The sequence below is a fragment of the Stenotrophomonas sp. S41 genome, from assembly GCF_016624625.1.
GTDB lineage: Bacteria > Pseudomonadota > Gammaproteobacteria > Xanthomonadales > Xanthomonadaceae > Stenotrophomonas.
In genome coordinates, this window is sequence record NZ_JACVTV010000011.1 from 1 (window position 1) to 25,395 (window position 25,395).

The 25,395-nt window shown below is 66.6% G+C and carries 20 protein-coding genes; 12 read left to right on the forward strand and 8 right to left on the reverse strand.

From position 1 onward, the window contains the following. Nucleotides 1–154: 154 nt before the first annotated feature. The 9 genes from IAE56_RS04165 (at nt 155) to IAE56_RS04205 (ending at nt 5,627) form a co-directional block, all read left to right on the forward strand. Nucleotides 155–1,225, forward strand: coding sequence for a nitronate monooxygenase (locus tag IAE56_RS04165; protein ID WP_200751583.1), 1,071 nt, complete (start codon nt 155–157; stop codon nt 1,223–1,225). Then, on the forward strand, nt 1,222–2,004 hold the full coding sequence (locus tag IAE56_RS04170; RefSeq protein ID WP_200751584.1) for an aminotransferase class IV family protein: 783 nt from the start codon (nt 1,222–1,224) through the stop codon (nt 2,002–2,004). Before IAE56_RS04165 ends, IAE56_RS04170 begins: the two co-directional genes overlap by 4 nt. 130 nt (nt 2,005–2,134) lie before the next feature. Further along, complete coding sequence (gene rpsP, locus IAE56_RS04175) at nt 2,135–2,395, forward strand: 30S ribosomal protein S16 (RefSeq protein ID WP_004149033.1); 261 nt, start codon at nt 2,135–2,137, stop codon at nt 2,393–2,395. Nucleotides 2,396–2,439: 44 nt separating this feature from the next. Next, the gene (gene rimM, locus IAE56_RS04180; protein WP_116863964.1) at nt 2,440–2,952 is read left to right on the forward strand and encodes a ribosome maturation factor RimM; all 513 of its coding nucleotides are present in this window, start codon (nt 2,440–2,442) and stop codon (nt 2,950–2,952) included. Nucleotides 2,953–2,960: 8 nt separating this feature from the next. Beyond that, complete coding sequence (gene trmD, locus IAE56_RS04185) at nt 2,961–3,719, forward strand: tRNA (guanosine(37)-N1)-methyltransferase TrmD (protein ID WP_200751585.1); 759 nt, start codon at nt 2,961–2,963, stop codon at nt 3,717–3,719. A gap of 154 nt (nt 3,720–3,873) precedes the next feature. Continuing rightward, nucleotides 3,874–4,275 (forward strand): 50S ribosomal protein L19, encoded by a 402-nt coding sequence (gene rplS / locus IAE56_RS04190; protein ID WP_079221128.1) that lies wholly within the window; start codon nt 3,874–3,876, stop codon nt 4,273–4,275. A gap of 82 nt (nt 4,276–4,357) precedes the next feature. Beyond that, nucleotides 4,358–4,738 carry a DUF6404 family protein gene (locus IAE56_RS04195; protein ID WP_200751586.1) on the forward strand — a complete coding sequence of 127 codons (381 nt, stop codon included), beginning with the start codon at nt 4,358–4,360 and terminating at the stop codon, nt 4,736–4,738. 24 nt (nt 4,739–4,762) lie between these two features. Further along, on the forward strand, nt 4,763–5,194 hold the full coding sequence (locus IAE56_RS04200) for a DUF1801 domain-containing protein (RefSeq protein WP_200751587.1): 432 nt from the start codon (nt 4,763–4,765) through the stop codon (nt 5,192–5,194). A 34-nt stretch (nt 5,195–5,228) separates the two neighbouring features. After that, the gene (locus IAE56_RS04205; protein ID WP_200751588.1) at nt 5,229–5,627 is read left to right on the forward strand and encodes a DUF1801 domain-containing protein; all 399 of its coding nucleotides are present in this window, start codon (nt 5,229–5,231) and stop codon (nt 5,625–5,627) included. 68 nt (nt 5,628–5,695) lie between these two features. Here IAE56_RS04205 and IAE56_RS04210 read toward each other — a convergent pair whose 3' ends face one another. Next, nucleotides 5,696–7,150, reverse strand: coding sequence for an MATE family efflux transporter (locus tag IAE56_RS04210; RefSeq protein WP_200751589.1), 1,455 nt, complete (start codon nt 7,148–7,150; stop codon nt 5,696–5,698). A gap of 62 nt (nt 7,151–7,212) precedes the next feature. On the opposite strand from IAE56_RS04210, the gene IAE56_RS04215 reads away from it, so the two are divergent. The 3 genes from IAE56_RS04215 (at nt 7,213) to IAE56_RS04225 (ending at nt 9,223) form a co-directional block, all read left to right on the forward strand. Next, nucleotides 7,213–7,449, forward strand: coding sequence for a hypothetical protein (locus IAE56_RS04215; protein WP_108768216.1), 237 nt, complete (start codon nt 7,213–7,215; stop codon nt 7,447–7,449). Nucleotides 7,450–7,458: 9 nt separating this feature from the next. Beyond that, nucleotides 7,459–7,866: an RNA-binding S4 domain-containing protein gene (locus tag IAE56_RS04220; RefSeq protein WP_108768217.1), complete on the forward strand. Its 408-nt coding sequence runs from the start codon at nt 7,459–7,461 to the stop codon at nt 7,864–7,866. Between the two features lie 163 nt (nt 7,867–8,029). Continuing rightward, complete coding sequence (locus IAE56_RS04225) at nt 8,030–9,223, forward strand: cellulase family glycosylhydrolase (RefSeq protein WP_234455872.1); 1,194 nt, start codon at nt 8,030–8,032, stop codon at nt 9,221–9,223. 130 nt (nt 9,224–9,353) lie between these two features. Here IAE56_RS04225 and katG read toward each other — a convergent pair whose 3' ends face one another. From katG to IAE56_RS04260, 7 genes are all read right to left on the reverse strand, one after another. Next, nucleotides 9,354–11,594 carry a catalase/peroxidase HPI gene (katG, locus tag IAE56_RS04230; RefSeq protein ID WP_200751590.1) on the reverse strand — a complete coding sequence of 747 codons (2,241 nt, stop codon included), beginning with the start codon at nt 11,592–11,594 and terminating at the stop codon, nt 9,354–9,356. 147 nt (nt 11,595–11,741) lie between these two features. After that, entirely contained in the window at nt 11,742–12,395 is a 654-nt protein-coding gene (locus IAE56_RS04235; protein ID WP_200751591.1) for a DUF937 domain-containing protein, read from the reverse strand. A gap of 89 nt (nt 12,396–12,484) precedes the next feature. Continuing rightward, the gene (gene mutS, locus IAE56_RS04240; RefSeq protein ID WP_200751592.1) at nt 12,485–15,076 is read right to left on the reverse strand and encodes a DNA mismatch repair protein MutS; all 2,592 of its coding nucleotides are present in this window, start codon (nt 15,074–15,076) and stop codon (nt 12,485–12,487) included. A 203-nt stretch (nt 15,077–15,279) separates the two neighbouring features. After that, a complete protein-coding gene (locus tag IAE56_RS04245) occupies nt 15,280–15,660 on the reverse strand; it encodes a hypothetical protein (protein WP_200732751.1) in 381 nt (126 codons plus the stop codon). 10 nt (nt 15,661–15,670) lie between these two features. Further along, nucleotides 15,671–20,200, reverse strand: a complete 4,530-nt coding sequence (locus IAE56_RS04250) for an RHS repeat-associated core domain-containing protein (protein WP_200751593.1) — start codon at nt 20,198–20,200, stop codon at nt 15,671–15,673. A gap of 585 nt (nt 20,201–20,785) precedes the next feature. Continuing rightward, nucleotides 20,786–22,240 (reverse strand): efflux transporter outer membrane subunit, encoded by a 1,455-nt coding sequence (locus IAE56_RS04255; RefSeq protein ID WP_200751594.1) that lies wholly within the window; start codon nt 22,238–22,240, stop codon nt 20,786–20,788. Next, nucleotides 22,237–25,392, reverse strand: a complete 3,156-nt coding sequence (locus tag IAE56_RS04260) for an efflux RND transporter permease subunit (RefSeq protein ID WP_200751595.1) — start codon at nt 25,390–25,392, stop codon at nt 22,237–22,239. The genes IAE56_RS04255 and IAE56_RS04260 overlap by 4 nt, the downstream gene beginning before the upstream one ends. Between the last annotated feature and the right edge of the window lie 3 nt (nt 25,393–25,395).

Here is a 25,395-nt window from a genome sequence, read left to right on the forward strand (position 1 = left end):
TGTGTTGAGCCGCGGGCACGCGCCGTGGTCGGCGCGGCCTGCGTAGAGTCGAGCTTGCTCGACTGCTGTTGGTGGTCCAGTCGAGCAAGCTCGACTCTACCCCTCTCCTGCGCGCACCATGGGGGCCTGTCCGAAACGATAGGCCGCCCTGCTGATGTCCGATGTCACTGCCCGCGCCGAGGCGTTCTGCCAGCGCTTTGGTGTTTCCGTTCCGATCCTGCTGGCGCCGATGGCCGGTGCCTGCCCGGTGCCGCTGTCGGCCGCGCTGGCCAATGCCGGCAGCATGGGCGCGATGGGGGCCGTGCTGTCGCCGGCTGCCGACATCGGCCGCTGGATGGATGACTTCCGCGCGGCTTCCGCCGGCCCGGCACAGGTGAACCTGTGGCTGCCGGATCCGGCGCCGGTTCGCGATGTCACCGCCGAAGCCGCCAGCCGCGCCTTCCTCGCCCAATGGGGCCCGGACGTGCCCGCCAGTGCCGCCGATGCCACGCCGGCAGATTTCGACGAACAGTTCGCTGCCTTGCTGGCCGCGCGCCCGGCGGTGGCCTCGACCATCATGGGCGTGTTGTCGCCGCGCCACGTGCAGCAGTTGAAGGACGCCGGCATCGCCTGGATCGCCTGCGCGACCACGCTGGCCGAAGCGCGCGCTGCGCAGGATGCCGGTGCCGATGCGGTGGTGGCGCAGGGCGCCGAAGCCGGCGGCCATCGCGGTGCGTTCGACCCGAGCCAGGCGGAGCGCCAGCTGGTGGGCCTGTTCGCGCTGCTGCCGCGCCTGGCCGACCACCTGCAGATTCCGGTGATCGCCGCCGGTGGCATCGCCGATGGTCGTGGCATCGCGGCCGCGCTCACGCTGGGCGCCAGCGCGGTGCAGATCGGCACCGCCTTCCTGCGCACGCCGGAAGCGGCGATCGCTTCGGCATGGGCCGATGGCCTGGCCGCCACCGAGCCCGAAGACACCTGGCCGACCCGCGCCTTCAGTGGTCGCCTGGGTCGTGGCCTGGCCACGCCCTATGTGCGTGCCGCTGCTGCGGACGGTGCCCCGGCGCCGCGCCCGTACCCGGTACAGCGCGGCCTGACCGCGCCGATGCGCAAGCAGGCGGCACAGGAAAACCGCCTGGCGGCGATGCAGGCCTGGGCCGGGCAATCGGCCTGGATGGCGCCGGCAGCACCCGCCGCCGACGTACTGCGCGACATGTGGCAACAGGCGCAGGCGCTGCTGCGATGACGGTGTCCTGCAATGGCCGGCCGGCGCAGGTGGAGGATCTGCTGCCCGCCCTGGTCAACTACGGCCACTTCACCTCGATGCAGGTGCGTGGCCGCGCCGTGCAGGGGCTGGATCTGCATCTGGCGCGGTTGTCGCAGGCCACGCGCGAACTGTTCGGCAGCGAGCTGGATGTCGTGCAGGTGCAGGCCTGGATGACGCAGGCGCTGCAGCAGGCCGGGCAGGGCGATGCCTCGCTGCGGGTGACGGTGTATTCGCGGCACTTCGATTTCCGCACTCCGCTGGCGGCCGTGCCGGTGGATGTGCTGGTGGCGGTGTCCGCACCGGTGGCGCTGGTGGCACCCAAGCGCGTGCGCAGCGTGGTCTGGCAACGCGAGCTGCCGCAGATCAAGCATGTGGGCACCTTCGGCCTGTTTGCCGAGCGTCGTGCGGCGATGGCGGCCGGCTTCGATGATGTGCTGTTCGTGTCGGCCACGGGCGGGATCAGCGAGGGCAGTACCTGGAACCTGGCGCTGCACGATGGCGAACAGCTGCTCTGGCCGCAGGCCCCGGCCCTGCGCGGGACCGCCGAGGCGCTGCTGCAGCGGCATTGGCTCGGCGCGCAGGCCACCCAACCACTGCGGCTGGCCGATCTGGCCGGTGTGAAGGCGGCTTTTGCCTGCAATGCCAGTGGCCTGTGGGCGCTGGAGGCCATCGACGGGCAGGTGCTGCCGGGGTCGCAGGCCTTGGCTGAACAGGGCAGGGCGGTGCTGGCGGGCGTGGGTTGGGATCGCCTGGGCTGAGTGCCCCGCCGGGCATGGCCCGGCGCTACCGTGAAGGCGGGCCACCCATGGGGTTGGCTCGGCCGCGCTCTGCCGCTATAATCGCCCGCTTACCTCGCCATCCTGGCGACTGGGCAATAGGAAAAACACCATGGTCAAGATTCGACTGACCCGCGGCGGCGCCAAGAAGCGTCCGTTCTACCACATCATCGTGACCGACGTGCGCAGCGCGCGCGACGGCCGCAACATCGAGCGCGTTGGTTTCTACAACCCGGTCGCCCAGGGCGGCGAGAAGCGCATCGAGCTGGACCTGGCCCGCGTTGACCATTGGGTCAAGAACGGCGCCCAGCCGACCGAAAAGGTCCGCAACCTGATCAAGGAAGCGGCCAAGTCCCAGGCCGCTGCGGCCTGAGTCTGAAGGGCCACGCTTCGGCGTGGCCCTCTCGGTTGACGAAGATGAAAGATATCGAGCGCCGCATCCTGCTGGGCAGGGTTGTCGGCGCTTTTGGTGTGCGCGGCGAAATCAAGCTCGAGTCCTGGACCGAGCCTCGTTCCGCCATTTTCCGTTACCAGCCGTGGATCCTGCGCAGCCCCAACGGGCAGGAATCGACGCTTGAAGGCGCTCGTGGCCGTGACAGCGGCAAGCACCTGGTCGCCCGGTTCCCCGGCGTCGAGGACCGCGATGTCGTCGAAGCCATGCACGGCACCGAGGTCTATGTGGCCCGCAGTGCGCTGCCGCCGCCGAAGCCCGACGAGTATTACTGGGTCGACCTGGAAGGCCTGGATGTGAAGACCACCGAGGGCGTTGCCCTGGGCCAGGTCTCGCACCTGTTCAGCACCGGCGCCAATGATGTGGTCGTGGTCCGTGGCGACCGCGAGCGGATGATTCCGTTCGTGCAGCCGGACTTCGTCAAGTCGGTCGACTTCGAGGCCAATCTGGTCGTGGTCGACTGGGATCCCGAGTTCTGAGTGTGAGCATGCGGTTCGACGTCATCACCCTGTTCCCCGAGTTCCTCGCCCAGTCCGCTGGGCTGGGCGTGGTCGGGCGCGCGCAGGAGAAGGGTCTTTTCAGCCTGCACGGCTGGAACCCCCGTGATTACGCCGAAGGCAACTACCGCCGGGTGGACGACCGTCCGTTCGGCGGTGGCCCGGGCATGGTGATGCTGATCGAGCCGCTGCAGGCCTGCCTGCAGGCGATCCGGGATGCCGATCCGACCCCGGCGCGGGTGATCTACCTCAGCCCGCAGGGCGCGCCGTTGACCCAGGCCAAGGTGCGGGAACTGGCGGCCTTGCCGCGCATGGTCCTGCTCTGCGGCCGTTACGAGGGCATCGACGAACGCTTCCTGGAAGCCAATGTCGACGAGGAGATTTCCCTCGGCGATTACGTGCTGTCCGGCGGTGAACTGGGCGCGGCGGTCATCATCGATGCCGTGGCCCGCCTGCAGGAAGGTGCCCTGAACGACGCCGAATCGGCGGCGCAGGACAGCTTCGAAGGCGAACTGGGCCTGCTCGACTGCCCGCATTACAGCCAGCCGGCCCAGCACCCGCTGGGTGACGTGCCGGATGTGCTGCGCTCGGGCAACCATGCGGCCATCGCCGCCTGGCGCCGCCAGCAGTCGCTGCTGCGGACCGCCGAGCGGCGCCCGGACCTGCTGGATGAACAGGCGCTGGGCAAGGCCGACCGCAAGTTGCTGGACCAGGGCCGCCAGGCCCGGAAACAGAAGGCCAGCCCCTAGCGCAGGGCTGGCTTTATCGGCTATCATGGCCAATTCCCGCCAGCCCCGGCTGGCGTGCGCAGTACCCACAACAAACGTGCAGCACAGTTCCGTGACTGCATGAGCCTACGTTGTCGACACGACACGCCCACCCGAACAAGAATCGGTGTAACCCATGAGCAAGCTGAACAAGTCCATCGTCGCGGAATTCGAATCCGCCCAGATCACCCGCGAACTGCCGAAGTTCAGCCAGGGCGACACCGTTGTCGTCAACGTGAAGGTGAAGGAAGGTACCCGCGAGCGCGTGCAGGCCTATGAAGGCGTTGTCATCGCGACCAAGAACGGCGGCCTGAACTCCTCGTTCACCGTCCGCAAGATTTCGCACGGCTACGGCGTCGAGCGCGTCTTCCAGACCCACAGCGCCATCATCGACTCGGTCGAAGTGAAGCGTCGTGGTAAGGTCCGCGCCGGCAAGCTGTACTACCTGCGTGGCCTGGAAGGCAAGGCTGCCCGCATCAAGGAAGATCTGGCTGCTGCTGCTGCCGCCAAGGCTGCACGTCTGGCCGAAAAGGCCTGATAAACAACTCCGGTTGTTGCCGCGACGGCCGCCTTCGGGCGGCCGTTTGCGTTTGTGCGCCGGCCGGCGCTATGTTCGCCGCATGAATACCGTTGAACAGCGTTACCCGCCCAAGGTGAAGGCCGCCCTGCGCCATCTCGACGCCGCAGGCGTGCAGCGCCGGCACTCGGCGCCGCCACTGCACCGCCTGCTGTGGCGCATGGGCATCAACGCGCCACCGCCGATCCTGGCCAGCGTGGCCTCCAATGCACTGCTGATGGGCGTCTGGTTCGGGCTGGGCTGGGGCGTGCTGATGTGGCTGCTGGTCTGGCGCAACACCAACCTGCCGTTTGCAATCGCGGTGTTGAGCGCGCTGCTGGCCGGCGTATTGTTCGGCCTGCTGATGGCGGTCGTGATGCGGGTCATGCGCCTGCGCCGCGGTCTGCCGTTGTGGCGCGACCTGCCGGCTGCGCCAGGCCCCTGACCTGCGACCACGGAGCGCTGCGCAATGCCTGCCAAGCCATCCACCACCGCTGCACCGAAGCTGCTGTCCGGCGGCAACCCGCAGATCGCCAAGGGCGATGGTGATGGCCCGGTCCAGGCCTACATCGCCGCCATGACCGGCTGGAAGCGCGCCTTCGGCGAGCAGCTCGATGCGCTGATCACCGAGGCCGTACCGGGCGTGCACAAGGCGGTGCGCTGGAACTCGCCGATGTATGGCGTGGGCGAAGGGCAGGGCTGGTTCCTCAGCTTCCACTGCTGCACCCGCTACATCAAGGTGGCGCTGTTCCAGGGCACACTGCTGAAGCCGGAACCGCCCGAGCCCTCGCGGCAGGCCACCACGCGCTACCTGCACCTGTACGAAGAGAGCGTGCTGGACCGTGCACAGCTGGTGGACTGGGTGCAGCAGGCGTGTGCGCTGCCGGGTGTGCGTCTGTAGGTTTCCTTTCCTGCCGTCCAGTGCGAGCGCCGACATGCCCAGAAAATCCCCGGAAACGACCGAAGAAACGCGTCCTGCCGCTGAGCTGATCGACGCCCGCATCGCCGCCCTCGATGACTGGCGCGGCGAAGCGCTGGCCCGCATGCGCGCACTGATCCACGAGGCGTTGCCCGACGTGGAGGAGACCTGGAAGTGGCGCGGCACGCCGGTGTGGGAGCACAACGGCATCCTCTGCACCGGCGAGAGCTACAAGCAGGCGGTGAAGCTGACCTTCGCCAACGGCGCGGCGCTGCCGGACCCGAAGCAGTTGTTCAATGCGAGCCTGGACGGCAACACGAGGCGCGCGATCGACATCCATGAAGGCGCGATGCCTGATGCCACGGCGTTCAAGGCGCTGATACGCGCGGCCGCCAAGCACAACGCCGCGAAGTAGAGCGGTAGCGCCGGGCCATGCCCGGCGGACATCTGGCAGCCGCTGCGCTCGCCGGGCATGGCCCGGCGCTACCGGGTCACAGCATCCGGGTCCGCCACCGGTGACGGCGGGCACGCCGGAATTTCCGACGGCGTGGCCACGTGTTCTGCCGGCGGCGGGGTGATCATCTTCGCCTTGCGCCAGCCACCCCAGCGGTAATACGCCAGCGACAGCAGCATCGACACCAGCGAGCCGGCCGGGAAGCTCCACCAGATCGCATTCGCGCCCCAGTAGGGCTGCAGGAATTCGGCGAACGGCACGCGCACGCCCCACAGCGAGGCGGCCAGGATCAGCAGCGGCGGAATGACCGCGCCGGTGGAGCGCACCACGCCGGAAATGACGAAGCTGACACCGAAGAACAGGAACGAGCCGATCACGATGTGGTTGAGATGGCGGGCGATCTGCAGCGATTCGCTGCCCTGCGGCAGGAACAGCGCCAGCGAATACTGGTCCAGCAGCACCAGCGGCAGGATCAGCGCACCGGTCAGCAGGAAGTTGAACAGGATGCCCTGGCGCGCGGTGCCGCGGACGCGGTCCCAGCGCTGCGCACCCACGTTCTGCGCGGCCATCGACGAACACGCCGCACCGATCGCCATCGCCGGCATCTGCACGTAGTTCCACAGCTGCAGCGACGCGCCATAGGCGGCGCCGGTGGCCGTGCCGTACTGGTTGACCATGGTCATCAGCAGGATGACCGACAGCGAGATCAGCACCATCTGCAGCCCCATCGGCACGCCCTTGACCACCAGCGCACGCAGGATGGTCAGGTCGAGCTTGAACAGGTGCATGTCGGCGCGGCCCAGCCACAGCGTGTGCCGCTTGTGCCGCATGTACAGCAGCAGGCCGGTCAACGACAGCGTCTGCGACACCAGCGTCGCCCAGGCCGAGCCGGCGATGCCCAGTGCGGGGAACGGGCCAAGGCCGAAGATCAGCACCGGGTTCAGTGCGATGTCCAGCAGCACCGACACCAGCAGGAAGCGGAACGGCGTGCGCGAATCACCGGCACCGCGCAGGGCGGCGCTGAGGAAGGCGAACGCGTACAGCGTGGGCATGGCCAGGAAGATGATGCGCAGGTAAGCCTCGGCCAGCGGCAGCGAGGCCGCCGGCGTGCCCATCGCCGCCAGCAGCGGGTGGGCGAGGAACCAGCCGGCGATGGCGATGATCACCGACAGGCCGATGAAGAAGCTGGCGCTGGTGCCAACCACGCGCCGCGCCTGGGCGATGTCGCGTGCACCGATGGCCTGGCCGATCAGGATGGTCGAGGCCATGCCGAAGCCGAACACCGAGCCGATCAGGAAGAACATGATGTTGTTGGCGTTGGCCGTGGCGGTCAGCGCCGCCTCGCCGAGGTAGCGCCCCACCCACACCGCATTCACCGAACCGTTCAGCGACTGGGCGATGTTGCCCGCCAGGATCGGCAGCGCGAACAGCAGCAGGTTGCGGCCGATGGGGCCGGAGGTCAGGTCAAGCGGCGCTTTGGCCATGGGCTGGTGATCGATTCCCGGGAGGCGCACACTAGCATCAAGCCGGTTTGCGGGGTGTGGCAATGCATCAACGACGACAGCTGGCGCGGCATTGCGTGGGGGCCTTGATCGTGGCCACGCTGGCCGCATGTTCGACGGGTGACCGGCTGGGTGATGCCCAGGTGCGGCCCGCCGACCGCGCTGAGTGCCTGGTCGGCAACCAGCGCCAGGACCTGGCGGGCACGCCGACGTTGATGGGGGGCAGTGGCTGCCGCACCGACCCCAGCAACCCGCGACCCCTGAACAAGCGCACGGAGTAGTACCTGCCGATGTCCGAGCTTTCCCCGCTGTCGCCCAGTGTCCGCCTGGATATCTGGTTGTGGGCGGCCCGTTTCTACAAGACCCGCAGCCTGGCCAAGCAGGCCATTGAAACCGGCAAGGTGGCCGTGGCCGGGCAGCGCCCGAAATCCTCGCGCGCGGTGCGCGTGGGCGAACAGCTGCAGGTGGACCGCGGCGAGGAGCATTTCGAGCTGCAGGTGCTGGGCATCAGCGACCAGCGCGGGCCGGCGCCGGTGGCGCAGCAGCTGTATGCCGAAAGCGAAGCCTCCAAGGCGCGCCGTGCCGAGCAGCGTGCGCTGCGCATCGCCGCCCGCGATGGTTTCCAGCCGCCGGAGCACAAGCCGGACAAGCGCGCACGGCGGTTGATCCGCGCGCTGGGTGATCTGGACGCGCTTTGACGGAGAGCGTGCGAACCAACGGTTCGCACCCACCGGAGCGGGCGGGTGCGAACCCACCAGAGAAGGCGGTAGCGCCGGGCCATGCCCGGCGAACAGGCCGGCACTCAGGCGGCGTTCGGTCTGCGCCCCGCACGTTGGATCTTCCTCTTCATGGAAGACCCTCATGTTCCTGCGCCGCACGCTGCTGTGCCTGGCCCTCGCCACCGCCGCCCCGGCGTTCGCCGCCGACATCACCTTCTGGGATACGCCGCAGCGCGGTGGCAACAGCTTCAACGAAAATCCGCCCGACCGTGCCTATTTCCAGGCGCTGCGCGACACCGGCGCGACCTGGGTGCGGCTGAGCCCGGACAAGTGGAAAAGTGCCGGCGGCCGCGACTTCCTGATGGGTGATGCCGACCACTACCAGGGGCTGGTGCCCGCCGACGTGGCAACCCTGCGGCGTGCGCTGGATGACGCGGATGCCTCGGGCCTGAAGGTGGTGCTGGTGCCGTTGTCGCTACCCCTGCTGCGTTGGAAGCAGAAGAACGATGGCAAGGTTGACCAGCGCCTGTGGCAGTCGATGGACAACCACCTGCCGGCGCGGCGCTTCTGGCACGACCTGGCCACGGCGCTGAAGGGCCACCCTGCGCTGGCCGCCTACAACCTGATCAACGAACCGGCGCCCGAGTACGGCACCGCGCTGGCCGAGCATGCGTCACGCGCAGCGATGCAGCAGTGGTACGCCAGCGTCGAAGACGGCCCGCGTGATCTGCGCGCGCTGTACCGGGGGCTGATCGCCAGCGTGCGTGCGGTGGATGCGGACATGCCGCTGATGCTGGATGCCGGCTGGTATGCGGCGGCTGACGCCTTCGATTACTGGCCGGCGCCGCTGGACGATACGAAGCTGCTGTACAGCGTGCACATGTACGAGCCGTATGCGGCGACCAGTGCGCCCAACCAGAAGCGTGCCACGCCGTACCGCTACCCGGCCACGGTGCCGTTCGGCTCAGGGAAACAGCGCTGGGATGCGTCGCGCGTGCGCAGCTACCTGCAGCAGCCGATGGACTGGGCGAAGACCCATGGCATCGGCGCCAACCGGATGGTGATCGGTGAGTTCGGCTGCATGCGGCGCTGGCCGGATTGCGCGGCCTACCTGCGCGATGTGCTGGCGGTGGCCGAGCAGCAGCAGGTGCACTGGGCGTTCTATGCCTTCCGTGAGGATGGCTGGGACGGGATGGATTACGAGCTGGGCGACAAAGCGCTGCCGGGGGCGTACTGGCAGGCGGTGGAGAAGGGTGAAGCGGTACAGCCGCCGCGGTCGATGCAGGCGCCGTTGTTTGCGCCGATTCTGCAGCGGTTGAAAGACGGGGTGCGTTGAAACCGCCGCGGCTGCGGAGAGCGTGCGAACCAACGGTTCGCACCCACCAGAGCAGGAGAGCGTGCGAACCAACGGTTCGCACCCACCAGGGCATGACCGCCGGGGCATGCCCGGCGGCCACCGCATCACATCAACCGTGCAGGTCGTAGCGGTCGAGTTCCATCACCCGCGTCCAGGCGGCGATGAAATCCTGCACGAACTTCTTCTCGCCATCGCCGCTGGCATACACCTCGGCCAGTGCGCGCAGCACGGCGTTGGAGCCGAACACCAGGTCGGCACGGGTGCCGGTCCAGCGTGCGCTGCCATCGCCGCGGCCGCGGCCTTCATAGCTCTCGCGACCCGTGGCCTTCCACTGCGTGCCCATGTCCAGCAGGTTGACGAAGAAGTCGTTGCTCAACGTGCCGCTGCGCGTGGTGAATACGCCGTTCTTGCCGCCGTCGGCATTGGCACCGAGCACGCGCAGGCCACCGACCAGGGCGGTCATCTCCGGCGCGGTCAGGGTCAGCAGCTGTGCCTTGTCGATCAGCAGCGCCTCGCCCGGCACGCTGTAGGCGCCCTTGAGGTAGTTGCGGAAACCATCGGCCGCCGGTTCCAGCACCGCGAACGACTCGACGTCGGTCTGTTCCTGGCTGGCATCGGTGCGGCCCGGGGTGAACGGCACGCTCACCTCATGGCCACCGGCCTTGGCCGCCTGTTCGACGCCCACGCCACCGGCCAGCACGATCAGATCGGCCAGCGACACCTGCTTGCTGCCAGCGCCATTGAACTCGGCCTGCACTTTTTCCAGCGCGGCCAGCACCTTGGCCAGCTGCTGCGGCTGGTTCACCGCCCAGTCCTTCTGCGGGGCCAGGCGGATGCGCGCGCCATTGGCACCGCCGCGCTTGTCCGAACCACGGAAGGTCGAGGCCGAGGCCCAGGCGGTGGACACCAGCTCGGCCACGCTCAGGCCGGTCGCGGCGATCTTCTGCTTCAGCGCGGCAATGTCCTTGGCGTCGATCAGCGGGTGCTGCGCTTCCGGCACCGGGTCCTGCCAGATGAACTGTTCGGCCGGAATTTCCGGACCCAGGTAACGCGCGCGCGGGCCCATGTCGCGATGGGTCAGCTTGAACCAGGCGCGGGCGAAGGCATCGGCGAAGGCCTGCGGATTCTCGAGGAAGTTCCGCGAGACCTTTTCATAGGCCGGGTCCATGCGCAGCGACAGGTCGGTGGTCAGCATGGTCGGACGGTGCTTCTTCGACGGATCGTGCGCGTCGGGAATGACCGCGTCGGCGTTCTTGGCCACCCACTGGTGGGCGCCGGCCGGGCTCTTGGTCAGTTCCCATTCGTTGCCGAACAGGATCTCGAAGAAGTCGTGGCTCCACTGCGCCGGGGTGCGCGTCCAGGTCACTTCCAGGCCGCTGGTGATGGTGTCGCCGCCCTTGCCGCTGCCGAAGCTGCTGGCCCAGCCCAGGCCCTGGTTCTCCAGGCCGGCGGCTTCGGGTTCCTTGCCGACATTGTCAGCCGGGCCGGCACCGTGGGTCTTGCCGAAGCTGTGGCCACCGGCGATCAGGGCGACGGTTTCCTCGTCGTCCATCGCCATGCGGGCGAAGGTGTCGCGGATGTCATGCGCGGCCAGCACCGGGTCGGGGTTGCCGTCCGGGCCTTCCGGGTTCACGTAGATCAGGCCCATCTGCACGGCGGCCAGCGGGTTTTCCAGCTTGCGCGAATGCACGTCGCCGTCGGCATCGTCATCGGACACCAGCACGCCGTGGTCTTCCTGCACGCCTTCGGAGCCGTGCTTGTAACGCACGTCGCCGCCCAGCCAGGTGGTTTCGCGGCCCCAGTACACATCCTGGTCCGGTTCCCAGGTATCCGGGCGGCCGCCGGCGAAGCCGAGCGTCTTGAAGCCCATCGATTCAAGGGCGACGTTGCCGGTCAGGATCAGCAGGTCGGACCAGGAGATCGCCTGGCCGTACTTCTGCTTGATCGGCCACAGCAGGCGGCGCGCCTTGTCCAGGCTGACGTTGTCCGGCCAGCTGTTGAGCGGGGCGAAGCGCTGCTGGCCGCGACCGCCACCACCACGGCCATCGCCGATGCGGTAGGTGCCGGCACTGTGCCAGGCCATGCGGATGAACAGGCCGCCGTAGTGGCCGAAGTCGGCCGGCCACCAGTCCTGCGAATCGGTCATCAGCGCCTTCAGGTCGGCCTTCAGCGCGGCGTAGTCCAGGCCCTTGAAGGCCGTGGCGTAATCGAAGCCCGCATCGAGCGGATTGGAGCGGCTGGAGTGCTGGTTGAGCAGGTCCACGCGCAGCTGGTTCGGCCACCAGTCGCGGTTGGTCGTCGCGTCACCGACGACGGCGTGGTTGAACGGGCACTTGGCTTCGCTTTTCATGGGTGTCTACCTGTGGACTGGCGAAAGGTGGAATCGGGGGAGGCCTGACCACCATAGGTGGCGCCTACTGATGGGTAAATTCGATTGATTCAACCGATGCGATAGTGGCGGTCTATCAGGGGGCAGGGCTTGGACCGTTGTGCGCGATCAGCGCTTGAGCAGGCCGGCACCGAGCTTGAGCAGATCGCTGGCACCGAACTGGCCGTCGCCGTCCTGGTCGAGTGCGCCACCGAGCAGGCTGCCGAGGCCGCCGCCAGCGTGCTGGGTTTCCTGGCCGAGGGCCGAGCTGAGTTCGCCGGCATTGCCCTGCTGGGCGAAGCGCTGGGCCAGGAACGACATGACGATGGGGGCGAGGATGGCCAGCAGCTTGCCGGTGGTGCCGCTGTCCAGGCCGGTCTTCTGGCCGAGCAGTTCGGCCGCCTGCGGCTGCTGGCCGCCGAACACATGGCCGAGGATGCCGGCGCCGTCGGTCGCGCCACTGCCGCCGCCGCCCATCACCGCGCCGAGGATGCCGCCCAGGTCGAAACCGCCACCGCCGCTGCCGCCGCCCAGGTGGTCGCGCTGCAGCGCATTGAGCAGGGACTGCGCGCCCTGCGGTTCACTGGCGTTCTGGCCCAGTGCGCCCAGCAGCAGCGGCAGGGCGCTGCCTACCGCCTGGGTGGTCTGGCTGCTGTCCAGGCCGAGCTGTTGGGACACCTGCTGCAGGCCTTGCCCCTGCTGCAGCTGCTGGAAGAGGGACGCGGCGAGGGATTCGGTGTTCACGGCGGTCTCCGTTCTGTGAAGGAAGGACCGCTCGAGCATAACGCCGGGTATACGACGGAAATGCGAAGGCAGCCGAGCGTGGGCTCGGCTCTACAGCGGTAGCGCCGGGCCATGCCCGGCGGGTGCGGTTACAGCAGCGTCTTCAACCGGTACAGGGCTTCCAGCGCCTGCTTCGGGGTCAGCTCGTCGGGGTCGATCGCGGCCAGCGCCTCCTGCGCCTTGCTGGCCGGTGCGCTGAACAGGCCGAACTGCTGCGGTGCATCCAGCGCCTGCGGCGAGACCTCGGCGGCATGGCTTTCACCACCGCGCTGTTCCAGCTCGGCCAGGCGACGGCGGGCCTGGGCCACGGTCGCGCGCGGCAGGCCGGCCAGTGCGGCCACCTGCAGGCCGAAGCTGCGGTTGGCTGGGCCGTCCTTCACCGCGTGCATGAACACCAGGGCTTCGCCGTGCTCGACCGCATCCAGGTGCACGTTGGCGATGCCGCTGCGGCCGCCTTCGTGCTGCTCGTCGGCCAGCGCGGTCAGTTCGAAGTAGTGGGTGGCGAACAGCGTGTAGCAGCGGTTCTGGTAGGCCAGGTGGCGGGCCACCGCATCGGCCAGGGCCAGGCCGTCGTAGGTGGACGTGCCGCGGCCGATCTCGTCCATCAGCACCAGCGAATGCGCGGTGGCGTGGTGCAGGATGTAGCTGGTCTCGGCCATTTCGACCATGAAGGTCGACTGCCCGCGGGCAAGGTCGTCGCCGGCGCCGATGCGGGTGAGGATGCGGTCGATCGGGCCGATCAGCGCACGGCTGGCCGGCACGAAGCTGCCGATGTGGGCCAGCAGCACGATCAGCGCGTTCTGCCGCATGTAGGTCGATTTACCGCCCATGTTCGGGCCGGTGATGACCAGCATGCGACGGTCCGGATGCAGGTCCAGGTCGTTCGGCTCGAACGGCTGTTCGCGCACGGCTTCAACCACCGGGTGGCGACCGCGTTCGATCTTCAGGCAGGCCTCGGCCTGCAGTTCCGGGCGCGCCCAGTCCAGCGCCTGCGCGCGTTCGGCGAAGGCGGCCAGCACGTCGAGTTCGCTCAGCGCGGCGGCGCACTGCTTCAGCGGTTCCAGCTGGCCACCGAGGGTGTCCAGCAGCTGCTCGTACAGGTACTTCTCGCGCGACAGCGAACGGTCGCGCGCGGACAGCACTTTGTCCTCGAAGGCCTTCAGTTCCTCGGTGATGTAGCGCTCGGCATTGGTCAGCGTCTGCCGGCGGGTGTAGTGCACCGGCGCGCGGTCGGACTGGCCCTTGCTGATTTCGATGTAATAGCCGTGCACGCGGTTGTAGCCGACCTTGAGGGTGGCGATGCCGCTGCTCTCGCGCTCGCGCTGTTCCAGGTCGACCAGGAACTGGTCGGCGTGGGTGGACAGGCGACGCAGTTCATCCAGTTCTGCATCGAAGCCATCGGCCAGCACGCCGCCATCGCTCAGCTTCAGCGGCGGCATCTCGGCGATGGCGCTGGCCAGCAGGTGCGCGCACTCATCGTGCTCGCCCAGTGCAGCATGCAGGGTCTGCAGGCGCGGCGAATCCAGCGGCGCCAGCACCTCGCGCACGGCCGGCAGCAGGCCCAGGCCATCGCGCAGGGTGGAGAAATCGCGCGGGCGCGCCGAGCGCAGCGCCACGCGGGTGAGGATGCGTTCGAGATCGCCGAGGCGGCGGAACTGCTCGCGGATGTCGGCGTCGCTGCCGCGGTCGATCAGCGTTTCCACTGCATGGTGGCGCTGCACCAGCACCTCGCGCAGGCGCAGCGGGCGGTGCAGCCAGCGGCGCAGCAGGCGGCCACCCATCGGCGTTACCGTGCTGTCGAGCACGCCCAGCAGTGTGTTGCGGGTGTCGCCGTCCACGCGCGTATCCAGTTCCAGATGGCGGCGGGTGGCGGCATTCATCGCGATCGCCTCACCGGCGGTTTCCATCGCGATCGAGGTCAGGTGCGGCAGGCGCTGCTTCTGGGTTTCCTCGACATAGCCGAGCAGGGCGCCAGCCGCCGCGGTGGCGCGCGGCTTGTCGTCGATGCCGAAACCGCTGAGGTCGTGCAGCTTGAAGAAGGCCAGCAGCTGGCGGCGGCCGCTGTCCGCATCGAACAGCCACGGCGCACGGCGGCGCACGCCGGTGCGCTGGCGCAGGAACTCGGGCCAGTTCTCTTCGTCGGGCACCAGCAGCTCGGCCGGCTCCAGGCGGGCCAGCTCGGCTTCCAGGGCGTCGTCGGTCTCCACTTCGTTGACCAGGAAGCGGCCACCGGCGAGGTCGGCCCAGGCCAGGCCGTAGCCCTGTTTGGTACGCGACAGCGCCATCAGCAGCGTGTCGCGGCGCTCGTCCAGCAGCGCCTCGTCGGTGACCGTGCCGGGGGTGACGATGCGCACCACCTTGCGCTCGACCAGGCCCTTGGCGAGGGCCGGATCGCCGATCTGTTCACAGATGGCCACCGATTCGCCCAGCGCGACCAGGCGGGCCAGGTAGCCCTCGTAGGCATGCACCGGCACGCCGGCCATCGGGATGGGCGCGCCGCCGGAGCTGCCGCGCTGGGTCAGGGTGATGTCCAGCAGCCGCGCCGCCTTGCGGGCGTCGTCGTAGAACAGCTCGTAGAAGTCGCCCATGCGGAAGAACAGCAGCAGGTCCGGATAGTCGGACTTGGCTGCGAAGAACTGCTTCATCAGCGGGGTGTGTTCGGCGGACTTGTCTTTGGACATGGGACTCGGAAATCGGGGCAGGCGCCCGCGCCGGGAGGGCGGCAGGCAGCTGCGGAAACAGGGGGGACCATGGTAACGGGTAGGGTGGGGCAAGGGGCACCCGCATGGGGTGTGCTCTCGCGCATACAGCCTGCGGCTCACTGGCCCGGCGCCACGGCTGTGGTCACGTCCAGGCAGGAGACGGACCGACACATCAGGCGCTGCTACTGGCTGGATTCGTCAGCCAAGTCGCACGACCTCCAAAGAGAGCCGTCGACCTTGTACCAGGTGTATCTTCCGACCCTCTTGCCGCGCCGGAAAGTGCCTTCCTCCTTGAGGAGGCCAGAGTCCCACCAACTCTTGTAGGGGCCGTCGTAATCCCCGTTTCTGATAATGGCGGATAAGGTCAACACTCCATCCTCTGTCCATTCCTGTAGCAAGCCGTTCATCACGCCGTCTCTGTACTCGGACTGAGTGAACAGTCCGCCACTCTCGAACCAGCGTTGACAGAGGCCATCCCATTGTCCATCCACGCGTGTGCCACGAGATTTGATCTTTCCTGAGGGATAGTAGGTTTCGACCAGTTGCGGGTTTGAATCTTTCATGGGGCACCACCTATCTGAGGTCACGATCTGTCCAAACGGGCGGCTCGTCGTCAGATTGACCCTTATTGGCGACGCACAGGTTGCGACGATCCGCCGCTCGTGTGAGACAAGCTCGATACCAGCGATCAGGATCTCTGTCTGGCCCGAACCCCCGCCATCTGTCGCATGCCACCGCCTCACCATCGTAGCGTCTGTAGCACTCGTCAGTATTGTCTTCATCGCTCGGGCAGATTGCCAAGCCCGTAAGATATCCATAGAAACTGCCAACGACCGAGCCCGCAGCACCTCCCGCACTGCTGCCGGCGGCAGCCCCGCCCGCTGCGCAAGGTACGGTGCCGATGCCTGGCGCAAAGAGGGTGCATCCCGCCCCACCACCAACGCCACCTGCAATGCCGCCGCCGGCGTAGCCGATGTATCCGCCGATGACACCTCCGCTTATGGTGCACGACGCCATGCAGACCTGATCTTTGGCTTGCCCCGTGCTGTCCGTATACAGAAGCGGGTTGGACTCGACATAGCTGTAAGTGCTGATGCCTCCTGCTAGGCCGGCAGGGTCACTCTGCAGATATCGACCTGTAGCAGGCTCGTACTCACGAGCGTAGTTGTGGTGAAGACCGCTGTAGGGATCGTAGCGCTGTCCCGCGAAGCGCATGTTGAACGTAAAGGGCGTTCCGTCCGCATCAGAATCTTCGTTGGGTGTGTCGCTGCCAAACGCCTCGCTCTTCAAATCCCACGTCCAGACCGCGACGTTTCGGCCTGCCTCGATGACCGCGCGCGGTGCGCCAAGATGATCCGGCTCGATGTAATGCAGGCGATTCGAAGACGCTGCGGTGCCAACCAATACACCCACGGGCAGGTCGCCCAGCCATATCACCTGTTGGATCGGCGTGCCCGTGGCATCGTAGTCACCCAGCCACTGGCCGCTCTCATCGTGGACGCTGTAGGTCGTGGTGGTGGTCCCCAGGTAGCTTCGCACCCGTTCACCGCGGCCGTTGTATGCGTACTGTTGGACCGCCTGACCGCTCTGTGTCACCTGTATCAATCGATTGAACGGGTCGAAGCCGAACTCTCTATCCGTGCCGTCAATGGAGGCCGTGTTGCCAACGGCGTCGTAGTTCCGGGATACCCCATCTACCGAGAGAAGGCGATGGCTGTCAGCCGGGTAGGCGTAACCGTCGGTCCCTCCAGCGTTGGTGAATGATGTGCGGTTTCCCGTAGCGTCGTAGCCATAGCGCTCGATCGCGGTTCCTGTTGCCCCATCCCGGAATGCAACCAGACGATTGAGGGCGTCGTAGTCGAACGTGGCAAGCGCCGGAAGTTCATGGCCAGCGGTGTGCAGGCCGGTAAGGTTACCCATGGCGTCGTAGGCGTAACCTGCATCCAGGCCGTCTCGGTCGACATCGCTCAGCGCAACGGTGCGGTAATTCTGGTCATGGGCTCGGACCAAGGTCCGTCCATTGCCGTAGCTCCAGCCTGCCGCAGGTCCGAATGGGTAGTACGTGACACCGGACAGAAGCACCTGGCGGCTGGAGTCGGGCGATGTGACACCTATCTCTGAGATGCGGCCCTCGGGATCGCGCACGTAATCGACCAGGGTGCCATCTGGGTAGGTGATGGCCTGGAGCTTTCCACCCAAGCTGTAGGCGTAGCGAACTGCGAAGCTATGGCCGTCGACTGCCTGGATTTTGCGTACGATGTGGCCGAAGCGGTCGTAGCAGTATCCCGTCGTGCCGCTGGCATCCACGATCTGGCTCAGATAGCCAGAGGCAAAGGTCTCGCCCGTTGCACATTCACTTGGCGCGGCATCATAGAGATAGGACGTGTCCAACGCAGGCGCACCATCGGGTGCAATCCGGGTCAGCCGTTTGAGCGCGTCATAGCGGTAGGACACTGTCTGCCCTCGCGAATCGGTCAGACCGTCGCGATTGCCGGCGCTGTCGTAGCTGTAACGGGTAGTGCCAGTATCCGGACTGCTCAGCTGTAGCAGATCACCCAATGCGTCGTAGGTGTAGCGCGTGTGCAGCCCCTTTGGGTCAGTGACCTGAACTAGCCGATTCAACGGGTTGTAGAGGTATCGTGTCACGGCGCCGATGCCGTCGACATCCTGGGTGGTCTGCCTGAGGCGATTCTGGGCATCGTACTCACGGCGCTCCGTGCGACCCAATGCATCCGTCACCGCCGTGATGTTGCCGCTGTCGTCGTATCCGAAATCAGTCGGGCTGCTGGAAGCATCGGCGACGGTCGCAAGTCGCCCGTTCAGGTCATAGATGCGCGACAGGCTGCGTTGCACTGTCTGGGCTGGGTCGCGGGTCTCCTCCGCGATCCGGTTGCCTGCACCATCCAGGGTGTACGCGATGAAGGCGCCGCTGTTGTCGGTGAGACGTGCCAGTCGCTGCGCTGCGTCGTAGGAGAACGTCAGATATTCGCCATCGGGCTGGGTAATCCGCTCGACCAGGCCGGTTGGTCGGTAGGTCGTGCGTGTTATGCGGTCGTCACGTTCCGTGCTGTCGTCGGGGCCGCGCACCTTCTCGGCTGTCAGCCAGCCGCGGGGATGATACTCATAGCTCGTCTCGACACCATTCGGGTCGATGGAGGACAGCCGTCGTCCCGCGTTGTCGTAGCTGGGGAACGTGGTGGTCCGCCCCAACGGATCGATGACTTTCCACAAGTCGCCCCGTCGGTAGGCGCATGCTGCGTGGGCGGCCCCGCAATCGCTGTGGTCTGCCTGATGGTAGACGTAGGTCGTCGTGTCGCTGATGTCAGTACGTGGTCCCTTGATGCTGATTGGCAGGCCAACCAGGGGGCAGGTGCCGTCACTGACGTCAGCGGGCTCGCAGTAGGTCGTGATCGTAGTACGACTACCGGATGTCGACGGATCCTTGCGAGTCTCAGTGAGCAGCTGACCCCGGTTGTTGTAAATGAAGCTGGTTTCAGCAGCGAGCACGCCCTCCGCGTCGTAGATCCGTCGTTCCGTGGGCTGGCGGAAGGCTGCGTGCCAGTCTGTCTGGGTTGTGCGCTTGCCGCCGCCACTATCGTTGGCCGCCTCTATCCGCTCGGTCTGCAGTCCGCGTGCGTTGTACGTATACCGGGCAACGTTGCCCCTGAAGTCGGTCCTGCTGGCGGGATATCCGCTGCTGTCGTACGTGCGCGCCGCTGCAACGTTTACGCAGTGGTCGCAGGGGGCGTCCAGCGACGCAAGCCGCGCCACTCTATGGTCAACGCCAAATGTGTAGTTCCTGACCTTGCCGACACTATCGGTAACGGTGGTGCTGCCGTCTGCGTTGAACTGCAGTGCGACCCGATCTGCGGTGCCGGTAGCATGTGGGCCATGCACGCTCAGCACGCCTCGACGATGGGCGTCATATGCCCAGCTGGCGTGTCGGTTGTTGTCCTCGTCGGTGATGCCGGTCAGCAGGTGTGGCTGGGCTATGCCCCCCGTCTGGCCGGGTTCACTGTAGTGATAGACGCGCGTTGCCGAGCCGGACAGTGGCTCGGGATAGGTCACGGAGGTCAGATCGTTCCCAGTGTACGCGTAGGTAATGACCGCTCCGGTGCCATCGATAAGACTGGTCAAGCGGCCGTCTGTGTACCCGAACACCAACGCGCGCCCCTGTGGATCGGTAACGCGTTGGACGTACGGTGAAGTGCCAGAGCCCTCGGCATAGGACAGCGTCTGCACGAGCCCGTCGCGCGAAGTGATGGACTGCAAGCGGCCGAGCTCGTTGTAGGTTTCTACAGAATCGTCCGCACGACGATAGGTCGCCGAAACAAGTGAACCAGCAGAAAGCGTGATGGTCAGCCTCTCCGGTACGTCTGCACCTGCAGTCCAGTCGCCATTGATGAGGCTGAATGTCTGGATGGCGCCATTGGGCCTGTGGGCTCGAATACGGGCAATCGATCCGGTGGCATTGGTCACGGGCTCGAGCCTGGCCGCGTAGTTGTGGGTCCAGCCAATGCCGATCGGAAGCGCTCGGCTGTCCGGCACACGATGGCTGTTGTAGACCCGAACGAACTGCAACGGGAAGGCGCCTGCCCCAAGGTAGTCCGTCTCCTGCTGACGTTTGTTGCCTGTCGCGCTGGCAATGGGGTTTGACGGATTGCCTCCATCTGAAGGGCAGTTGCTGTCGCACTTGGGCATGCCGCACTGCCCCGTTTCCGGGTCGGCCAGGCCGCCGAGCGGGCAGGGTGGTCTGGCGCCGCGTGGCCCGTAGACGAACGTGTTCACTATTTCGACAGGCAGCCATGAATTGAACTGACGCCGTTGCAGTTGTCCCCTGCACATGGCCTCACCATCCAGATAGGGGCCGACGGAAACAGCGGCGTAGCGGTGAGGCAGCGCACTTTTCGCGCGGTAGCCATCCAAGCGGCGTTCCAGTTCGCCTGAGACGCAGGCCTCTTCCATCGTTGGATAGTGCGGTTGGCTATCGTCGAAGCGGGAATCAAGCCAGTAGATCTCTGCCTTCGCCGTGGGGCTGAAGAACAGAACGCACGCTACGCAGAAGCAGAATACGTTGCGTTGAATCGCCAGATATGCCTGCATCGCCATACTCCTTCATGGGTGAAGGCAGGCACGACCACGTGCAGGAATGCTGCTGCCATGGCTTCTGGGTTCGCGCGCTACCTTTCAATTCGCGTTGCTGCTGCATCGCGTCTTCCGCCTGACCATGGACCTCTGGTCGAGCAGTAGCTGGGAGTTAGGCCGGCGGGATCTGGGGCAGTCAACAGTGTCCCTCGACCGGAAATCTGCAAAGTACGACCGGATCGGGACGTCCACGAGCATGCGGAGTCACTCCGCCCGACCGCAGGAACGGCCGCGCGTCCTCACGCTCATGAGCTTGTAATTGCTGGCCTTTTTCGGCTACGCCAACTGCGATTCCATCCGAACATCGTGGGATGGGATTGTCGTGCCATGAGCGCTGGGCGGATGCTGAGCCGCAAAGTTCTTTGCAACAAGTAGTAGGTCGAGAAAGGGCGATCACGTCATGCTGAAGGGGGTGCCTGTGTGAGATGCGACACTTGGAACCTACGGCTCGGCGCTTCATGCCGTTGGAATCTGGGTTGGGTTTGTTTCGCCAAGTGACAGGCCGAGTCGCTTCTTTGGCCAGATACTCGGTGACTACAGTGGCTAATCCTCCGTCGCCCACGTCCCCCCACTACCCGCCAGCGCATCCGCACCCCCACCCAGCACCTTGTACAGCGTCACCCGGTTGGTCGCCTCAGCCAGGCGCAGGGTCACCAGGTCCTGCTGGGCGGCATCGTCGGTACGCTGCGCATCCAGCAGTTCCAGCCGGCTGTCGATGCCATTGCGATAGCGCACCTCGGCCAGGTCGCGGGCACGGGTAGTTGCCGCCACGCGCGCCTGCTGCGCATCGCGCTGCTCATCCACGGTGGCGCGCGTGGCCAGGGCATCGGCCACCTCGCTGAAGGCGCTCTGGATGGCCCTTTCGTACTGCGCCACGCTCACGTCCTTGCTGATCTTCGCCTGGTCCAGCGAGGCCTTCAGTGCGCCGGCGTGGAAGATCGGCAGCGAGATCGTCGGCGCGAAGCTCCATTGCTTCGTGCCGCTGTCGAACAGGCTGGACAGCGCATCGCTGCCGCTGCCGGTCGAGGCGGTCAGCGAAATGGTGGGGAAGAACGCGGCGCGTGCGGCGCCGATATCGGCGTTGGCCGCCTTCAGGGTGTGCTCGGCGTAGAGCACGTCCGGGCGCTGCAGCAGTACCGCCGAGGATACTTCGGCCGGCAGCGGCGCCAGCGCCACTGCATCGGTCGTCCCCGTCGTGGCCGCCGGCAGCTGGTCATCGCTGACCGCAGTGCCGACCACCAGTTCCAGCGCATTGCGCGCCTGCGCCAGCGAGGTGGTGTAGGCCGCCACGTCGGCGCGGGCGCTTTCCACGCTGGCCTGCAACGAGGCCAGGTCCACGCCGGACATCACGCCTTGTTCGTGGCGGCGCTCGGTCAGGGCCAGGCTTTCGCGTTGGCTGGCCAGGGTCTGCTCGGCCAGCTTCAGCCGCTGCTGGTAAGCGCCGACGGTCAGCCAGTCGCCGGCCACTTCGGCCACCAGGCTCATGCGCGTGCTGCGCTGGGTCTGCTCGGTGGCCAGCCAGGTCTGCAGGGCTTCGTCCTTCAAGCTGCGGATGCGCCCGAACAGGTCCAGTTCCCAGCTGCTGAAGCCGACCTGTGCGGTGGCGCTGCGGCTGACCTGGCTGCCTTCGCCCGTCGTGTTGCTGCGTGCGGCGGTATGGCTGGCCGTGGCATCGACACTGGGCAGCAGATCCGCGCGCTGAATGCGGTACTTGGCGCGCGCGGCTTCGATGTTGAGCATGGCCACGCGCAGGTCGCGGTTGTTCTCCAGCGCCAGCGCGATGACCTGCTGCAGCTGCGGGTCGACGAACACCGAGCGCCATTCCAGCCGTGCTACTGGAACCGGTTCATCGGCCACGGCCACGCTGGGCGTGCTGCCGAAGCTGGCCCGCACCAGCGCGTCGGGACGCTGGTAGGCGGGGGCCATGCTGGCGCAGCCGCTCATTGCCGCCGCGCAGGCCAGTGCCAGCAAGGTGGTGTGGATCATCGAACGGTTCATGCCTTCACCTCTGCATCAATGTCATCGTGGGCATCGTCTTCGGCCGGGCGCGGCTTCGACGGGAACAGGGTGCGCACCACCACGTAGAACAGCGGCGCGAAGAAGATGCCCAGCGCAGTGGAGGCCAGGGTGCCGCCGAACACGCCGGTACCGAGCGAATGGCGGCCGCCGGAGCCGGCGCCGCTGCTGATCACCAGCGGCAGTACGCCCAGCATGAAAGCCAGCGAGGTCATCAGGATCGGCCGCAGGCGCAGCCGTGCCGCCTGCAGCGTGGCCTGCACCAGGCCCATGCCCTTGTCCTCCAGCTCCTTGGCGAATTCGACGATGAGGATGCCGTTCTTTGCGGCCAGGCCCACCGTGGCCAGCAGGCCCACCTGGAAGTACACATCGTTGGACAGGCCGCGCACGCTGGTGAACAGCAGGGCGCCGACGATGCCGATCGGCACGGCCAGCATCACCGAGAACGGGATCGACCAGCTTTCATACAGCGCGGCCAGGCACAGGAATACGAACAGCAGCGAGACCGCGTACAGCAGCGGCGCCTGCGCACCTGCCTGGCGTTCCTGATAGGACAGGCCCGACCATGCCGCACCGAACTGACCGTCGAGCTGGCCGACCAGCGTTTCCATCTCGGCCATCGCCGTGCCGGAGCTCACGCCATCGGCGGCCTGGCCGCTGATCTCCATCGACGCGGTGCCGTTGAAGCGGGTGAGCGAGGAGGGCGCGTAGCTCCAGCCGCTGCTGGAGAACGCACCGAACGGCACCATCTGGTTGTTGCTGTTGCGCACCGACCAGCGTTCGACGTCCTGCGGCAGCATGCGCGCGCTGGCCTCGCCCTGCACGTAGACCTTCTTGATGCGGCCGCGGTTGACGAAGTCGTTGACGTAGGTGCTGCCCAGCGCGGTGGACAGGGTGGAATTGATATCGCTCTGCGCCAGGTCCAGCGCACCGGCCTTGGCATCGTCGATCTTGACGTCGAAGGTCGGCGCGTCTTCCAGGTTGTCATAGCGGACCGACTGCACGACATCGCTCTTGGCAGCCAGCGCCAGCAGCTGCTCGCGTGCCTTCACCAGCGCGTCGTGGCCGGCACCGCCGACGTCCTGCAGTTCCAGCGAGAAGCCCGCGCTCTGGCCCAGGCCGGGAATGCCCGACGGGGCCATGGCGAAGATCTGCGCATCGCGGAAGCGCTGCGCCATGGCCATGGTAATGCGCTGGCCGATGCTGTTGGCGTCGGCATCGCGCTCGTCCCAGTCCTTCAGCTTGACGAAGCCCATGCCCGAGTTCTGTCCGCTGCCACCCATGCTGAAGCCGGCCACGGCCATCACCGTGTCCACTTCCGGCTGCTGGCCCACGTACTCGGACATCTGCTGGATCACCTTCAGCGTCTGCTGCTGGGTTGCGCCGGAAGGCAGCTTCACCTGCACCATCAACATGCCCTGGTCTTCCTCGGGCAGGAACGAGCTGGGCAGGGTGTAGAACAGCGCGCCCATCAAGGCCAGCACCAGCACATAGGCGGCGATGCCCAGGCGGCGATGCTTCAGCACGCGGCCCACCCCGTGCTCGTAGCGTTCGGCGTTGCGGTCGAAGAAGCGGTTGAAGCGGGCGAAGAAGCGCGCCAGCAGGCCCGGTGCCGAGGTGTGGCCGCCCTTGCTGATCGGCAGCAGGATGGTCGCGCACAGCGCCGGGGTCAGGGTCATCGCCACCAGCACCGACAGGATCATCGCCGAGGCGATGGTGACCGAGAACTGGCGGTAGATGGCGCCGGTGGAGCCGCCGAAGAAGGCCATCGGCAGGAACACCGCGGTCAGCACCAGGGCGATGCCCACCAGCGCGCCGGTGATCTGCCCCATCGACCTGCGGGTGGCCGCGCGTGGCGACAGCCCTTCCTCGCTCATCAGGCGCTCGACGTTCTCCACCACCACGATGGCGTCGTCCACCAGCAGGCCGATGGCCAGCACCATCGCGAACATCGACAGCGTGTTGATCGAGTAACCCAGCAGCGACAGCACGCCGAAGGTGCCCATCAGCACCACCGGCACCGCGATGGCCGGGATCAGGGTGACGCGCCAGTTCTGCAGGAACAGGTACATGATCGCCACCACCAGCACGATGGCCTCGATCAGCGTCTTGACCACTTCCTCGATGGAGATCTGCACGAACGGCGTGGTGCTGTAGGCCACGTGGTAGCTCAGCCCGGTGGGGAAGTAGGGCTGCAGTTCGGCCAGGTTGGCGTCCACCGCCTTGGACACCTCCAGCGCGTTGGCACCGGAGGCCAGCTCGATGCCGAGGCCGGCGGCGGCCTTGCCGTTGAACTGGCTGACCGCGGAATAGCTTTCGCTGCCCAGGGTGACGGTGGCCACGTCGGACAGGCGCACGTCGGCGCCGTTGGCACTGGACTTCACCACGATGGCCTGGAACTGTTCGACCGTCTTCAGGCGCGAGCGCGCAGTGACCGTAGCGCTCAGTGACTGCCCTTCGACGGCGGGCAGCGCACCCAGCGAACCGGCGGTGACATCGCTGTTCTGTGCCTGGATGGCGGCGGTCACGTCGGAGGGCATCAGCGAATAAGTGCGCAGCTTTTCCGGGTCCAGCCAGATGCGCATGGCGTACTCGGAGCCCATCACCTGCACGTTGCCGACGCCGCTGACCCGGCTCAGCGGATCCTGCAGCGAGGACACCATGTAATCGGCGATGTCCGTGCCGTCCATGCTGCCGTCATCGGAGGTGAAGGCCAGCACCATGAACAGGTTGCCCGAGGACTTGCTGACCGTCACGCCGGTGCTCTGCACGGCATCGGGCAGCAGCGACTGCGCCTGCTGCAGCTTGTTCTGCACCTGCACCTGGGCGGTGTCCGGATCGGTGCCCGAGGCGAAGGTGAGGGTGACGTTGGCGCTGCCCGACGAGCTGCTGCTGGAGGACATGTACATCAGGTTGTCGAGCCCGGTCATGTTCTGCTCGATGACCTGGGTGACCGAATTTTCGGTGGTCTCGGCCGAGGCACCGGTGTAGGTGGCGCGGATGGAGACGCTGGGCGGTGCGATGTCCGGGTACTGCTCCACCGGCAGCGTGTACACGGCCAGCATGCCGGCCAGGGTGATCACGATGGCGATGACCCAGGCGAAGATGGGGCGGTCGATGAAGAAGCGTGACATGGG